At 57.1% G+C, this 14,146-nt stretch carries 13 protein-coding genes; all 13 read right to left on the bottom strand.

What is annotated here, in order from left to right:
• Positions 1–95 precede the first annotated feature (95 nt).
• Positions 96–1,415 carry an FtsW/RodA/SpoVE family cell cycle protein gene (locus tag GTO89_RS13645; RefSeq protein WP_161262647.1) on the bottom strand — a complete coding sequence of 440 codons (1,320 nt, stop codon included), beginning with the start codon at positions 1,413–1,415 and terminating at the stop codon, positions 96–98.
• On the bottom strand, positions 1,412–1,747 hold the full coding sequence (locus GTO89_RS13650; protein ID WP_161262648.1) for a PadR family transcriptional regulator: 336 nt from the start codon (positions 1,745–1,747) through the stop codon (positions 1,412–1,414). The genes GTO89_RS13645 and GTO89_RS13650 overlap by 4 nt, the downstream gene beginning before the upstream one ends.
• A gap of 205 nt (positions 1,748–1,952) precedes the next feature.
• Positions 1,953–2,615 (bottom strand): methionine ABC transporter permease, encoded by a 663-nt coding sequence (locus GTO89_RS13655; protein ID WP_161262649.1) that lies wholly within the window; start codon positions 2,613–2,615, stop codon positions 1,953–1,955.
• Positions 2,602–3,615, bottom strand: a complete 1,014-nt coding sequence (locus tag GTO89_RS13660; protein WP_161262675.1) for a methionine ABC transporter ATP-binding protein — start codon at positions 3,613–3,615, stop codon at positions 2,602–2,604. The genes GTO89_RS13655 and GTO89_RS13660 overlap by 14 nt, the downstream gene beginning before the upstream one ends.
• 2 nt (positions 3,616–3,617) lie before the next feature.
• Positions 3,618–4,511 carry a MetQ/NlpA family ABC transporter substrate-binding protein gene (locus GTO89_RS13665; protein WP_161262650.1) on the bottom strand — a complete coding sequence of 298 codons (894 nt, stop codon included), beginning with the start codon at positions 4,509–4,511 and terminating at the stop codon, positions 3,618–3,620.
• A 96-nt stretch (positions 4,512–4,607) separates the two neighbouring features.
• Positions 4,608–5,531, bottom strand: coding sequence for a thiamine pyrophosphate-dependent enzyme (locus GTO89_RS13670; protein WP_161262651.1), 924 nt, complete (start codon positions 5,529–5,531; stop codon positions 4,608–4,610).
• On the bottom strand, positions 5,524–6,714 hold the full coding sequence (locus GTO89_RS13675; RefSeq protein ID WP_161262652.1) for a transketolase C-terminal domain-containing protein: 1,191 nt from the start codon (positions 6,712–6,714) through the stop codon (positions 5,524–5,526). Before GTO89_RS13675 ends, GTO89_RS13670 begins: the two co-directional genes overlap by 8 nt.
• Positions 6,715–6,716: 2 nt before the next feature.
• Complete coding sequence (locus GTO89_RS13680; protein WP_161262653.1) at positions 6,717–7,013, bottom strand: 4Fe-4S binding protein; 297 nt, start codon at positions 7,011–7,013, stop codon at positions 6,717–6,719.
• The gene (locus GTO89_RS13685) at positions 7,010–7,579 is read right to left on the bottom strand and encodes a 2-oxoacid:acceptor oxidoreductase family protein (RefSeq protein ID WP_161262654.1); all 570 of its coding nucleotides are present in this window, start codon (positions 7,577–7,579) and stop codon (positions 7,010–7,012) included. Before GTO89_RS13685 ends, GTO89_RS13680 begins: the two co-directional genes overlap by 4 nt.
• Positions 7,576–8,736: a pyridoxal phosphate-dependent aminotransferase gene (locus tag GTO89_RS13690; protein ID WP_161262655.1), complete on the bottom strand. Its 1,161-nt coding sequence runs from the start codon at positions 8,734–8,736 to the stop codon at positions 7,576–7,578. Before GTO89_RS13690 ends, GTO89_RS13685 begins: the two co-directional genes overlap by 4 nt.
• A 78-nt stretch (positions 8,737–8,814) precedes the next feature.
• On the bottom strand, positions 8,815–10,128 hold the full coding sequence (locus GTO89_RS13695; protein ID WP_161262656.1) for a phenylacetate--CoA ligase family protein: 1,314 nt from the start codon (positions 10,126–10,128) through the stop codon (positions 8,815–8,817).
• Positions 10,129–10,352: 224 nt separating this feature from the next.
• Positions 10,353–12,461 carry an acetoacetate--CoA ligase gene (locus GTO89_RS13700; RefSeq protein ID WP_235920472.1) on the bottom strand — a complete coding sequence of 703 codons (2,109 nt, stop codon included), beginning with the start codon at positions 12,459–12,461 and terminating at the stop codon, positions 10,353–10,355.
• Positions 12,458–14,134, bottom strand: coding sequence for an AMP-binding protein (locus tag GTO89_RS13705; protein WP_204758245.1), 1,677 nt, complete (start codon positions 14,132–14,134; stop codon positions 12,458–12,460). The genes GTO89_RS13700 and GTO89_RS13705 overlap by 4 nt, the downstream gene beginning before the upstream one ends.
• Between the last annotated feature and the right edge of the window lie 12 nt (positions 14,135–14,146).

Below are 14,146 nucleotides of genomic sequence, written 5' to 3' on the forward strand. Positions count from 1 at the left end.
ATTCCCATATCTTATATTTCCCAGAGACGAGAGGAACCCGCAGGGCCTCTATTCCCCTGCGGGTTCCTCTCGTCTCTGTTCCACGATCACCTTGATCACGTTTTTTCCGGGCTGAGCGACGGTCGGCCATCTGAGGGAATCAGATCTTTCCGGCGAAAGACGCCGAGCACCAGACCGGTGGCGACCAGGTTGATCAGCAGTTGAGAACCGCCGTAACTGATGAAGGGCAGCGCAACATAATAGCCTGGCGCAAGGCCGCTTCCGTTGAGCATATTCCAGAGCAGGCCAAAACCGATGATGCCTGTGAAGCCATGGATGAGATTGCGCCCGAAGGGTTCCTTGATGACTCGAGCAGTGGCCGCCATCCGATAGAGCAGCATCAAAACCGTAACCAGGAATATTGCGCCAAAGACCCAGCCAAAGGTGTAGACCATATAGGGAAAGATCATGTCAGTATGAACTTCAGGAAGCCAGTGAGCCGGAAAGGTAAATCCTTGCCCCCACCATCCGGCGGAAGCGATGGTTTCATGGATCTGCACATGCAACCACCCTGCGCCTTTCGGATCGGCATATGGATTTAGGAAGGTGAACATTCGCTTCATCCGGTAGGGTTCTGACAAGAGGAATAGAGCAAAGAAGCCGCCAAAGGCTGATGCCATACCCAGCCACTGGTATCGTTTTGCCCCTGACAGTGTCATCAATAGGAAAAAGGCAACCAGATAAAGTAGGAAAGCGCCCTTATCGAAATTCATGTAGTAGATCACTAAAGGAAGCATCAGCAGACCAAAAGCCTTGGCAACGCCGACAGTGTCCCAGGTCCACTTGCAAAACAACCCGGCCAAGGCGACGGTCAGCAAATAGGGGCTGATTCCGATGAAGTCGATCTGGACCATCCCCAGGCTGACGAAGGTCTTCCCGTTCACTTGGACGCCAGTGAAATGCGACAGCACCAACACCAGGATAACGATGCCGTAAATCCGACCTGCATGCTTCTTGAGCTTTCGATAATCGTAGTAGTACAAGCAGGTCGCCAATGCCGTTCCGATAAAGAGCCAGAGCAGGGATTTTTGAAAGAGGGCGGCAAAATGGCCTAACAACCCCTGGGCTTGGATTGAATAAATCGTGAGCATACCGATGCTCACAATCAAGGCGACGAGCCCAAAGAGTCCCCACTCTGTTCTCGGTTGATGGGTCTTATGTAGCTGCTTGCCCACGACGACGGCGTCGCCCATCTGTCGGAGCGCCTTCTGAATGGCCGCTTGCTCGCTTTCTCCCTCGGCGACTTGTTCCTCCACAAGAGATTCAATATGGCTGAGTAATTCCAACTGGATCTGTTCATGGACTTCCCGGTAGCGGACATGGGCGCAGACCGCGTCCAGATAGGCAGTCACTTCGGCTTGTTTCTCCAAGTTCATAGGATCCCCTCCCCAATGATCCGGTTGACAGAGGAACTGAACAGGTTCCACTCGGCGCGCTTTTCTCTCAGCCGCCTCTTGCCCGCTCCGGTGATCCGGTAGTACTTCCTCCGCCGCGCCCCCTCTTCCCCCATCCAGAAGGCCTCGACCAATCCTTCCGATTCAAGGGCGTGCAGGATCGGGTAGAGTGTGCCTTCTTTGAAGGCGAAGATACCGTCAGAGAGCTTCTCCATCTCCTTGATCATCTCATAGCCGTACATGGGCTGTCGATCGAGCAACGACAGGACCAGGGTGACGGTGCTTCCCTTGAGCAGTTCTTTGTTGACTTGCATGGGTTTCACGCTCCTTTCAGATCACCTTGCGTCGCGCGATGATGCTGTGTTCAATATGTTTTTGTCCGATGCATCTTATTGCTATACATCGCATTACTATGTATTAGCATATCGATTTTTCGCTCATTGTCAAGCAGAGACTCCCAATATTTTAAACGAAAAAAGCCATGGCATTGCCACGGCTCTCGTCGGTCTCCCACTCTGATCATTTGGTTCCCCTTTTGGCAAAATAGTCGCCGGCGCTTTGCACCAGCTGCACCAGCACGATCAACGCGACGACGGTGATCAGCATGATATCTGTTTCATAGCGGTAATAACCGAACCGGATGGCCAAATCACCGACGCCACCGCCGCCAACAATGCCGGCCATGGCCGAATAGCCGATCAGACTGACGGCTGTCACGGTGAGCCCACGCACCAGTCCGGGAAAGCTCTCCGAGAGCAGGACGTCTTTGATGATCATCCAGGGCGGCGCTCCCATGGCGTCTGCCGCTTCCAGCACGCCGCGATCCACTTCCCACAGCGACGATTGCACCAACCGGGCGTAGAAGGCGATGGCCGCCACCGAAAGGGGCACCGAGGCGGCGATGGGACCGATGGTGGTTCCAATCAAACGCTGTGTGATCGGGAGCAGCAAGACCAGCAAGATCACAAAGGGTGTCGAACGGATGACATTGACAGCAAAACCGCCCAGGAGATTCACGAGCCGGTTTTCAGCAAACAATCCCTTTTCGGTGATATACAGCAACAGTCCCAGCGGTATGCCGACAACGACGGATAGGGCCATGGAAATCCCCACCATGTACGACGTTTCGGCCAGCGCTTTGATCAGATCGGCCGAAATCCCTTGCCAATTAAGGTTTCCCATAGGCCACCTCCACCCGGTGCGCTTTGGTGCGAATATGGGCGATCGCCCTCGAAATATCTGCTGCCGCGCCTCGAACCGTCACGAGGAGAACGCCTAACGGCTGGTCTCCGATATATTCGATCTTTCCATGCAGGATATTGATATCCACTTGAAAGTTCTGGGCTGTATCGGATATGACGGGATGCTCCGCATGATCGCCGCAGTAGACGATCTTCCAAATCGGGCCTGGCGCCTGCTGCAACAACCGTTCAGGGAGTCCGAAATCGTAGGAGTGATGGACCAATTGCCGCGTAAACGGATGCCGGGGATTGGCGAAGATCTCGAGAACACTCTCCATTTCTACAACCACGCCGCCGCTCATCACTGCCACGCGGTCACAGATTTTTTTCACGACAGCCATCTCATGGGTGATCAAGACGATGGTGATGCCCAACCGGCGGTTGATCTCCTTCAACAGTTCGAGGATGGCGTTCGTCGTTTCCAAGTCGAGCGCTGATGTCGGTTCATCGCACAAGAGGACTTTGGGATGGTTGGCCAGCGCCCGGGCGATCCCCACCCGTTGTTTTTGACCACCGCTCAGTTGGGCCGGATAGGCGTCCGCCTTGCCCCTAAGCCCTACCAGTTCGAGCAATTCGGAGACTCGTTTTTGGATCTCCGCTTTCGGCGCTCCGGCAACCCGCATGGCGAAAGCGATGTTGTCATAGATCGTCTTGGTCTGGATCAGGTTGAATTGCTGAAATATCATTCCCATCTGCAGGCGGATCCGGCGCAGTTCCTCGCCGGCAAAACCGGTGATATCGACACCGTCGATGCGGATCTGACCTTGTGTCGGGCGCTGCAGCAGATTGATGGTGCGGAGCAGGGTGCTTTTCCCTGCTCCGCTGGCGCCGACGATGCCAAAAATCTCTCCCTTGCGAATCTGAAGGGATACATCCTTGACGGCATGCACCTCCGATCCAGCCCCGGCAAAGGTGACGCTCACCTGTTGAATATCAATCATGGTCACGTAACATTCCACTTCGTTCGATACCAGTCCGGTTTTTGGAAGGCATTGAAGATGCCCGCAGGGTCTTCAATCACCTTTCTGAAAGCATCCGACTCTACGGCCTCTTTGATGTCTTTGACAAAGGGTTTATCGAGATCCTCTGTTCGAACCGCCACCAGATTTTTCAGATCATCAGCCAGTTCCTCTTTGATGACGGCTGAAGAAAGGGAGAGCCCTGCGGCGATGGCGTAGTTGCCATTGACAACAGACAATGCGACGCTGTCGAGCGTGCGGGGAAGCTGCGCCGCTTCGACGGGAGAAATCTTCAGCCCGTAGGGGTTTTGATCGATGTCTTTTTCAGAGGCTTTGGCCGGGTCGATGTCCTTTTTGATGGTGAGCAGCCCGTGTTTGTCGAGCAGCCGCAAGGCCCGCGCCAGGTTGGTCGGATCGTTGGCCAAGGTGACTTCATCGCCCGGTTTCAGCGCCGCTTTCAGTTCCTGGTCATTGGCGGCTTTGATTTTATGGGAATAGATGCCTAGTCCGGCCGTGGGGACGGAGACAAGGGGCGACAGCTTCAGGCCCTTGTCGGCCGAGAATTTCTCCAGGTATGGCCGGTGCTGATAGAGGTTCGCGTCCAACTCTTTATTGGCGAGGGCGAGGTTGGGCTGCACATAGTCGCTGAACTCTTTGACTTCGACGGTGTACCCTTTCTTCTCCAGGCTGGGCTGGATGGCCTTTTTGATCATATCGCCATAGGGGCCCGGCGCGACGCCGAAGACGAGCTTCTTCTGAGGGTCGGCGGCAGTGTTTCCGGACGAAGAGGACGAGGGCGCCGAGGAAGAGCAACCAGCCAGCGTGCCTGCCAGCGCAAAGATAAGCAATGCGGAAACCAAACGCAACCATTTTTTCATCCCGATTACCTCCTTAGATGATTCATTGAGATTCATTGGGGATAGACCGCAAATGCGGCATGCGGGGGAGACGCTTTTTTCTTCGTGATCCTGCTGTTAGAGACAGTTCCAGTGCCGTCGTATGTAGGACCACCGTTCATCCCGCTCTCGCTCCACTTCCTCGACTTCCTTTTCCAGCAGATGTCTAAATCGCCCCTGTTTCTTGAGGTAGTCCGAGATAGGCGTGAACTGTTGCGGCGTTTTGGTCAGGGCATACCTCCCCTTTTCATACTCTGCCAGGACCCATAAACCACAGTCGACAGCTTCCCGAGCGATGGCCAGCGTCTGATCCGTGGCGATTCCCCATCCTGTCGGGCAGGGGGCCAAGACATGAATGTAGGCGGTTCCCTCTACGGCAGCAGCGCGCTGGATCTTGTTCAGAAAGTCCTGGATGTGTCCGATGCTGGTCGTTGCCGCGTAGGTGATGCCATGGGCGGTCACGATATCGAACATGTTTTTCTTGCGATTGCCGGCGCCGCGGGACATTGCGCCAGCGGGCGTGGTTGTCGTATGGGCGCCAAAGGGCGTCAAGCCGCTCTTCTGGGTTCCCGTGTTCATGTAGGCTTCATTGTCGTAACAGACATAGATGATCTTTTCGTTGCGGTCAATGGCGCCCGATAGGGCCTGAATGCCGATATCGGCCGTTCCCCCATCGCCGGCGAATCCGATCAGGTGAACATCGTTCAGCCCCTGCGCGCGGGCGGCGGCAGCCATCCCGGAGAGCATCGAGGCAGTTCCCGCAAAGGTGGAGATCATGGCGTTGATGCCGAAGGCCATTTGCGGGTAGATAAAGCCGACGGCAGACATGCATCCCGCCGGCAGCACGGCATAGGTTCGTTCCCCCAGCACCTTAAGGGCGAGCCGGACGGCCAGCGCGCCGCCGCAACCGGCGCAGGCCTTGTGGCCGAAGAAAAACTCCTGTTCCGTCAATGTGCGCGCATTGACAGGTTTCGCCGCTGCTTTGCTCACTGGTTCAGTCATCGGTCATCACCCCCAGATGGATAAACTCAACCCGCTGAAAGGGTCGACCATCGGCAGCCGAAGCCAAGCGGAGGAACATAGTCTCAATGTCTTCTTTGCGAATGTCCCGCCCGCCTAAGCCGGCGATGAAGTTCAAGGTGGGCGGCACTTGGCCATTGCCGGCGAGGGCGGAGTTGACATTGGTGTAGACAGCGCCTTCATAGCCGAAGGAGATGTCCCGATCCAGGATGCCCACGGCGCGAGCGTTGCGGGCCACAGCCGCGATCTCTTCCCGTGGAAAGGGCCGCATGAAGCGGATCTTTACCAACCCCACCTTTTCTCCTTGTTCCCGCAGCGCGTCGACAACTCGGCGAGCGGTGCCGCTGACAGAGCCCAGGGTGATCAAGATCAACTCGGCGTCGTCACAGCGGTAGGCCTCCATCAGCCCGCCATAGGGGCGCCCAAAATGCTCGCCAAAGGATCGGTCGACCTGGTCGATGACACAGCGGGCCGCTTCGGCTCCCTGGTGCTGCTGGTACTTGAACGCCATATTATCAGCCGGCGTCGAACTAAAACCCATGTTCAGCGGTTTAGCGAGATCCATCTTGATCGCCGGCGCGAAGGATGGCAAAAAAGCGTCCACCGCCGCCTGCGAGGGAACCCGGATCGGCTCGTATGTATGGGTGACGGTGAAGCCGTCGAGATTCACCATCACCGGTGTCAGCACCTGTTCGTTTTCGGCGATGGCATAGGCCTGAAGGATCATGTCGAGGGCCTCCTGGGCATCCTCCACATAGACCTGGAGCCACCCCGAATCAAGCAGCGATAGAGAATCGCGGTGATCGCCGTAGATGCTCCAGGGCAGGGCGACCGACCGGTTGGCGTTCATCATCACGATGGGAAAGCGTCCGCCACTGGCGTAATGGAGACACTCCGCCATGTACAGAAGGCCCTGTGACGAGGTGGCCGTAAAGGTGCGGCTGCCGAAGGCGCTGGCGCCCATGGCCGCCGACAAGGCCGAGTGTTCCGACTCGACGAGGATAAACTGGGCCTGCAGCGTCCCTTCCCCCACCATTTCAGACAGGCGTTCCATCGCCACGGTCTGCGGGGTGATGGGATAGGCCGTGATCACCTGAGGACAGGCAAGACGGGCGCCGATCGCGACGGCTTCATTGCCAGAGACAAACTGTTTAACTTGCGCCATCATCACTCATCCCTGCCCATCTGGATCGCTTGGAGCGGACACTCGCTGGCGCAAATTCCACAGCCTTTGCAAAAGTCTTTATCCAATCGAACCGCCTTTTCTGACCGGTAAAGGGCGCCTTCGGGACAGGCCAGGTAACAGCGCAGGCAATTCACGCATCGGGCCCCGTTAATTTCAGGTGTTTCCAGGCGCCAGCCGGCGGCGTTGTCAACGAGATGGCCGGCTTGAAAATGGGGACCGCAGGGATAGTCACGGATATGCACAGGTCGAGGAAAAGGCCGGATGTGCGGTCTCCTCATGGTCTCACCTTCTTGCAGGCCATGGTCAAGGCGTTGACGTTCCCGGCGACTTGGGCCGGCTTCATCTCATGGCGGATCCCCTGGATCGCCGCCTCAAGGGAGATGATCCCCGAGAGACCCACCAAGGCCCCCAGCATGGCTGTATTGACGATCGGCTTTCCGATCCAGTTGCGGGCGATAGCCAATGCATTGATAGCGCTCGCTTTCCGATTGGCGCGCCTATACTCGTCAGGGGCGTCGGCGGAGGCCTTCTCGAACCACTGTGTCGGATCGGTGGCATTGACCAGCACCGTTCCGCCGGGCTTCAGATCCTGCCACAATTGGGGCTTCCACAAGGTTTCATCGAGCACCACCAGGTAATCACAACGGGTGACTTCACTGCGGTCTGTGATTTTTTGATCAGCGATCCGGGTGAAGGCCGAGACAGGAGCCCCTCGCCGTTCCGGTCCGAAAGAGGGAAAGGCCTGGGCATATTTGTTCTCAAACAGCGCCGCCGAGAGGCCGAGCAGCCGAGCCGCCGTAAAGGCCCCTTGCCCGCCTCGGCCCAACCATCGAACTTCAATCATCGGCCACACTCCCTTAGACGGAGCAAACGGCGACCGGCTTCTTCCAGCGTTTCCTTCCGTTTGGCGAAATGAAAGCGGATCCACTGTTGAACGGGTTCTCGGAAGAAACTCGATCCCGGCACAGCGGCCACCCCGATTTCCCTGGCCAGCCACTGACAAAAGGTCTCATCGTCGGCGTGGCCAAAGGGGGAAATATCGACCATGACGTAATAGGCTCCCTGTGGCGCCGTGTAGGTCAACCCTGTCTGGTCAAGATAGGACAGGAAGGTGTCACGTTTTTCCCGGTACCCCTCCAGCAGTTGCCGGTAATATTCCTGGGGAAAACCCAGCGCCGTAACCGCCGCTTCCTGAAGGGGCGCCGCCGCGCCGACGGTCAGAAAATCATGGATCTTCCGCGCGCCGTCAATCAGATGAGGCGGCGCGATGACATAGCCAAGACGCCAGCCGGTAATGGCGTAGGTTTTCGACAGGGAACTGCAGGAAAGGGTGCGCTCGAACATCCCCGGCAATGCGGCGAAGTAGGAGTGTTCATGGGGCTCATAGACGATGTGTTCATAGACCTCGTCGGTGATCACGTAGGTGTCAAACTCATCGGCCAAGCGGGCGATCACCTCCAGTTCCTCCCGGTGAAACACTTTGCCGCTGGGGTTAGCGGGGTTGCACAGAATCAGCGCTTTCGGTTTCTGGGCAAAGGCGCGGCGCAGTTCCGCTTCATCGAAATGGTACTCCGGCGGGCGGAGGGGAACGTAAATGGGATCGGCGCCTGTGAGGATGGTGTCGGCCACGTAGTTCTCATAGAAGGGGGAAAAGACGATCACCTTGTCCCTCGGGTCGCAGACGGTCATCATGGCCACCATCATGGCTTCGGTGCTGCCGCAGGTGACGACGATGTTCTTTTCCGGATCGATCGGGATGTTCATGAAGTGAGACTGCTTTTTGGCTAAGGCCTCGCGAAAATTGGGCGCTCCCCAGGTGACGGCATACTGGTGGGGTCCTTCATAGGTCACCCGCTCCAAGGCTTGCAATAATGCTTGCGGCGGGTCAAAATCGGGAAAGCCCTGGGACAGGTTGATCGCGCCGTGGGCTTGAGCCACCCTTGTCATCCGCCGGATCACCGATTCGCCAAAAAACTGAAGTCGATTGCTCGGTTGCGGCATCGCAGGATTTCCTTTCTACGGAGTTTTCTTAACCGGTTGTTCATTGTAGCGATTTGACTCACGGCGATTGACCTACCGTTATTCGTTGCGCAAGTCGACAACCCGCTTCGCTTTGTGGGTCGACCGGGGCAAGCTGTTAGGCGGAAGCACATCGATTTGCGCCGGGCGAACGCCCAGGCGGCTTTTGATCCCGTGACTCAGTCTGTCGGCCAACACCCCCACCGGCGCCTGCGGCGATCGGCTTTCCACCTCTAAACGGAACTTGGATAGATGGTTCTCCCTGTATAGGGTGATGCGATACTCCCCATTGAGTTCACTCAAGTTGCGCACAGCATACTCGATGTCACTGGGGAAGATGTTGACCCCGGAAACGATGAACATGTCGTCGATCCGCCCGAGAATTCGGATCCGACTATGGGTGCGCCCGCAGGCGCAGGGCTCCGACAGCCGCGTCACGATATCGCCGGTGCGGAAGCGGATCATGGGACGAGCCCGTTTGCGCAGCGTCGTCAACACCATCTCACCAGCTTCTCCCGGCGGAACGGGCTGCTGGGTCTGCGGATCGAGCACCTCCAGTAGGATTTGGTCTTCCACCAGATGCAGCCCATCGCGGGCCTCGCACATGCCCGCACAGGCGCCGTAAATATCGGATATGCCGTAAAAATCATAGATCTCAGCGTCCCACAGTTCTTCGATGGCTCGCCGGGTAGCCGGAATGGAGCCACCCGGCTCTCCAGCTACGATGATCCGGCGGATGCTCAAATCCTTGGCAGGATCCAACCCGTGCTTTTTCGCCGTCTCACCCAAATACCAGGCGTAGGACGGTGTGGTCCAGGTTACTGTCGGTTGCAATTCTTTCATGATATGTAACAACCGTTCCGAGGGAATGGCGCCCGCCCAGATGCATAGGGCGCCTAACTTTTGGGCGCCGATCACGTCCGGTCCACCCACAAAAAGGGTGAAGTTCAAGGCATGGACGTAGCGATCGCGCGGACGTATCCCCGCCGCCCAGAACAAGCGCGCCTGGGCCTCCTGAAAGTCGTCGAAGTCCTCAGCGGTGAAGGGACTCAAGGTGGCCATCCCCGTGGAACCGCTCGACGCGGAGACATATACCACCTCTTCTTCCGGCACAGCCAGCATATCGCCAAGAAGAGGCGCCTTGGCCTGACGTTCACGCTCCACCTGCTTATTGGTAAAGGGAAAGCGCTGCAAATCCTCCAGGGTTTTGAGTTGAGAGGGCAGGACTCCCGCCTTGTCAAAGGCTTCCCGGTAGTACGGGGATTTGACGTAGGCCCACTCTAGGTGCTGACGTAGCTGCCGCAATTGAACCATTTCCAACTCGTTGCGAGATAAGGTCTCGATCGACTTATCCCAGTACCGTCTCTCACTCAAAAAAATCCCACATCCTTCTTCGTTTGTTTTGAAAAAGAAAAAGACCCGTCGCAGTTCTCTCTTCCCCCAAAAAGGGGCGGAGAAACACGACAGGCCTTCAGTCTTTCTGATCAGCCAACGGCTATTTATACACCGGATTAATTCACACTATTTCGGTGTGTGTTTGTGTATATCGAATTGTAGATCCTCAATAAATCTTTGTCAATACTCCCAGTCGTATTTTCTTACTCCGCTCCTTCGTCCGCTCGCGAAAGCAACTCCCGGTAGGGTCTATAGCAAGCCAGCACCGCCGGATCGGCCAGCACGTCAGCGTTGGCCGGCGGTTGACCGCGCAGCAGGTTTCGCACGGCCAGTTCCACCTTTTTGCCGTTGATGGTATAGGGGATCTGGGGGATCTGAAAAATCCGATAGGGGACGTGACGGGGGCTCCCCTCCCGGCGCAAGGCTTCACTGATCGTTTTCCTCATCCCATCGGTCAGCGGGACGTCCGCCTCCGTTTTCACAAAGAGGATGATGCGCTCATCGTTGTTCCAGTGATGTCCGACAGCGAGCGCATCGGCGATACCAGGCAGCTTTTCCACGATGCGATAGATCTCCGCCGTGCCGATGCGCACACCGCCGGGATTCAAGGTGGCGTCTGAGCGCCCGAAGATGATGACGCTATCCCTCTCGGTGATCTCTAGATAGTCGCCATGGCGCCAGACATTTGGGTAGATGTTGAAATAGGCGGCCTGAAACCTCTGTCCATCGGGATCGTTCCAGAATCCAACGGGCATGGAGGGAAAGGGGGATCGACAGACCAACTCCCCTTTTTCCCTGTAGACCGCCTTGCCCTCCGGGCTGTAAGCGGCCATATCCATCCCAAGTCCGATGCACTGGATCTCGCCGGCGTAGACGGACAAGGTGGGATTCCCGAGGGCGAAGCAAGAAATGATGTCGGTCCCACCCGAGATGGAGGACAGGCAGATATCTGTGCCGACGTTCCGGTAGACATAATGAAAGCTGTCCGGGGAAAGGGGGGAACCTGTTGATAAGATGGTTTTCAGCCGTTGCAACGAAAAGGTTTGCCGCGGCGACAAGCCTTCTCCTTCGATCGCAGCGATGTATTTGGCGCTGACACCCAGAATGGAGACGCCCTCTTCATCGGCGATCTGCCAGAGATGATCGGGACGACGGTGAAAGGGCGAGCCGTCATAGAGGAGGATTGTGGCCCCGACAGCGAGTGCGCTGATCAGCCAGTTCCACATCATCCAGCCGCAGGTGGTGAAATAGAAGATGACATCGTCTCGCTTCAGGTCTGTGTGCAGGCAAAGCTCTTTCAGGTGCTGGATCAGCGTGCCGGCGGCGCTGTGGACGATGGCTTTCGGCGCGCCGGTGGTGCCGGAAGAATAGAGGATATAGACGGGGTGATCAGGCGGCAGCTGTGCAAAAGCGAAGGAATCTCTTTCTGCGACGGGAGGTGCTGCATTCAGACGATGACCCTTCGCGCCGGTACCGCCGAGGGACGGCTCTGAACCGTTACTCCGGTCGGCAACGCCGCAAACGGCATCGCCAAGGGAACTGGGTGCATTTCCCCGGAGAAAATCAGCGTATCGGATCCCTTGCGGAAGCACGGTTATGTCGGTCCGAGTCTCTCCACCAGTCTCCCCATAGGGGATGAGTATCACCAGTTCAATCGATGGAATGCGCTCAGCCAGATGGACCACTCGCTCCAAGCATTCGTGCCAGCGTCCGTTATAATGATACCCGTCGACAGCGAAGAGTATCTTTGGTTCGATCTGGCCGAAACGGTCTGCGGCGGCGCGCACGCCAAAATCGGGCGATGCCGAAGACCAGATGGCGCCTATAGCGGTCGTTGCCGCCATGGCGATGACCGTTTCGATCAGGTTGGGCAGATAGCCGGCGATGCGGTCTCCCGGTCGAACGCCAAAATCACGTAATCGCTCCGCCAACCGAGTGGCCCTTTCGTAAAGCGCCTGATAGGTGAGCGTTCGCCTTTCACCGACCTCGTTGCGAAAGACCAGAGCGGTCCCCTCATGGCGATGGCGAAGCAGATTTTCCGCGAAGTTCAACCGGGCGCCGGGAAACCAGCGCGCCGCCCCCATCACCTCCTCATTTTCAACAACCCTTGCATAGGGCTGAGAGGCGACAATCCCGAAATGCTCCCATAACAGACCCCAGAACTCGCTCTTTTGTTCTACAGACCAGCGATGCAGTTCGGCGTATGTTTTGAAAGACCGCCCCGTTCGTCGGCGGGCGAACTCGATGAAAGCCGTCATATTGGACTGGCTGATTCGCTGGGGACTCGGTTGCCAAAGGGGCGCGCCGATCATGCCGTTTCCACCTTGTCGGCCTCGGTCAGCCCCAGTTCGTGGATGTATAAGTCTTTGAGTTTATATTTTTGTATTTTGCCGGATGCAGTCATGGGGTACTTGTCGACAAAACGGATGTACCGGGGGATTTTATGTTTTGATATTTTTCCCAGGCAGAAAGCGCGAAGTTCTTCTTCGGTCATCGTCTGGCCGTCTTTGACGATGACGCAGGCGAGCGTCTCCTCGCCGTATTTCCTATCGGGCACACCGACGACCTGCACATCGCGGATCTTCGGATGGCTGTAGAGGAATTCTTCGATCTCGCGAGGATAGATGTTTTCGCCGCCGCGGATGATCATGTCCTTCGCCCGTCCGGTGATCTTGTAGTAGCCGTCACTGTCGCAGACGGCCAGATCGCCCGTGTGCAGCCACCCTTCTGCGTCGATGGCGACGGCGGTCGCCTCGGGATTTTTGTAGTAGCCTTGCATGGCGCCAAAACCGCGGGCGCAGAGTTCACCCTGCATGCCGGGGGGCGCTATCTCGCCGGTGGCCGGATCGACGATTCGCGCCTCCACACCGGGCAAGACTTTGCCTACCGTCGTCACGCGCCGCTCCAAAGGATCATCCGTCGTCGTCTGGGTGATGACCGGTGAAAATTCCGTCAACCCATAGGCGATGGTGATCTCCCTGGCGCCCATCTGGTTGACCACCTGGCGCATCACCTCGATGGGACAGGGCGAACCGGCCATGATCCCGGTGCGCAGCGACGACAGGTCATACTGGGCGAAATCAGGATGGGCCAGTTCGGCGATGAACATGGTCGGAACGCCGTAGAGGGCCGTGCAGCGCTCCTGATGGACCGCTTCCAGGGCCGCTTTCGGCTCAAAAGTCTCGAGGGGAACCATGGCGGCGCCCTTCACCACGCAGGCGAGGGAACTCATGACACAGCCGAAACAGTGAAAAAGGGGCACGGGAAAGCAGATCCGATCCTGTTCGGTCAGTTTTTGGCTATCGGCGACGGCCTTGGCGTTGTTGACGATGTTGAAGTGGCTTAACATAACGCCTTTGGGGAATCCCGTCGTGCCTGATGTGTACTGCATGTTGATCGTCTCATTCCAGTGAAGCGATCCCTGGCGCTCCGCCAAAGCGGCATCGGCGATTCCCTCACCCATCTTCAATAGATCGTTCCAACTGAACATCCCCGGATGGGTCGCTTCCGGATCGCGTCCGATGAAGACGACGTTGCGCAACAACGGCAAGCGGAAGCTCTTGAGCGCCCCCGGTTCACTTGACCGGAGTTCGGGGCAGATGTCGTACATCGTCTCCGTGTAGCTGTTGTCGCGGATGCCGTCGATCAAAAAGAGGGTCGTCGAATCAGACTGGCGCAAGAGGTACTCCAGCTCATAAGCCCGGTAGTTGGTGTTCACGGTGACCAATACGGCGCCCATCTTGGCGCTGCCAAACTGGACATACAGCCATTCCGGATAGTTGGTGGCCCAGATGGCCACATTTTCCCCCTTTTTCACGCCCAAGGCCATCAATGCCTTGGCCACCTGATCAGCCTTCTCTTTAAACTGCCGGTAGTTGAGACGTATCTTCCGGTAATCGGTATAAATCAGGGCGTCCCGCTCGGCAAACCGGGTTGCCGTCTGATCCAGCAACGTCCCGATGGTGTGGCGCAACAACTCTGCCATGACCATCCCCCT

The sequence above is a fragment of the Heliomicrobium gestii genome (assembly GCF_009877435.1).
Classification (GTDB): Bacteria; Bacillota; Desulfitobacteriia; order Heliobacteriales; family Heliobacteriaceae; genus Heliomicrobium; species Heliomicrobium gestii.

What these genes read in the sequence shown, in the direction of transcription:
- GTO89_RS13645 (WP_161262647.1), bottom strand. Translation starts at nt 1,415, where the DNA reads ATGAACTTGGAGAAACAAGCCGAAGTGACTGCCTATCTGGACGCGGTC.
- GTO89_RS13650 (WP_161262648.1), bottom strand. Translation starts at nt 1,747, where the DNA reads ATGCAAGTCAACAAAGAACTGCTCAAGGGAAGCACCGTCACCCTGGTC.
- GTO89_RS13655 (WP_161262649.1), bottom strand. Translation starts at nt 2,615, where the DNA reads ATGGGAAACCTTAATTGGCAAGGGATTTCGGCCGATCTGATCAAAGCG.
- GTO89_RS13660 (WP_161262675.1), bottom strand. Translation starts at nt 3,615, where the DNA reads ATGATTGATATTCAACAGGTGAGCGTCACCTTTGCCGGGGCTGGATCG.
- GTO89_RS13665 (WP_161262650.1), bottom strand. Translation starts at nt 4,511, where the DNA reads ATGAAAAAATGGTTGCGTTTGGTTTCCGCATTGCTTATCTTTGCGCTG.
- GTO89_RS13670 (WP_161262651.1), bottom strand. Translation starts at nt 5,531, where the DNA reads ATGACTGAACCAGTGAGCAAAGCAGCGGCGAAACCTGTCAATGCGCGC.
- GTO89_RS13675 (WP_161262652.1), bottom strand. Translation starts at nt 6,714, where the DNA reads ATGGCGCAAGTTAAACAGTTTGTCTCTGGCAATGAAGCCGTCGCGATC.
- GTO89_RS13680 (WP_161262653.1), bottom strand. Translation starts at nt 7,013, where the DNA reads ATGAGGAGACCGCACATCCGGCCTTTTCCTCGACCTGTGCATATCCGT.
- GTO89_RS13685 (WP_161262654.1), bottom strand. Translation starts at nt 7,579, where the DNA reads ATGATTGAAGTTCGATGGTTGGGCCGAGGCGGGCAAGGGGCCTTTACG.
- GTO89_RS13690 (WP_161262655.1), bottom strand. Translation starts at nt 8,736, where the DNA reads ATGCCGCAACCGAGCAATCGACTTCAGTTTTTTGGCGAATCGGTGATC.
- GTO89_RS13700 (WP_235920472.1), bottom strand. Translation starts at nt 12,461, where the DNA reads ATGATCGGCGCGCCCCTTTGGCAACCGAGTCCCCAGCGAATCAGCCAG.
- GTO89_RS13705 (WP_204758245.1), bottom strand. Translation starts at nt 14,134, where the DNA reads ATGGCAGAGTTGTTGCGCCACACCATCGGGACGTTGCTGGATCAGACG.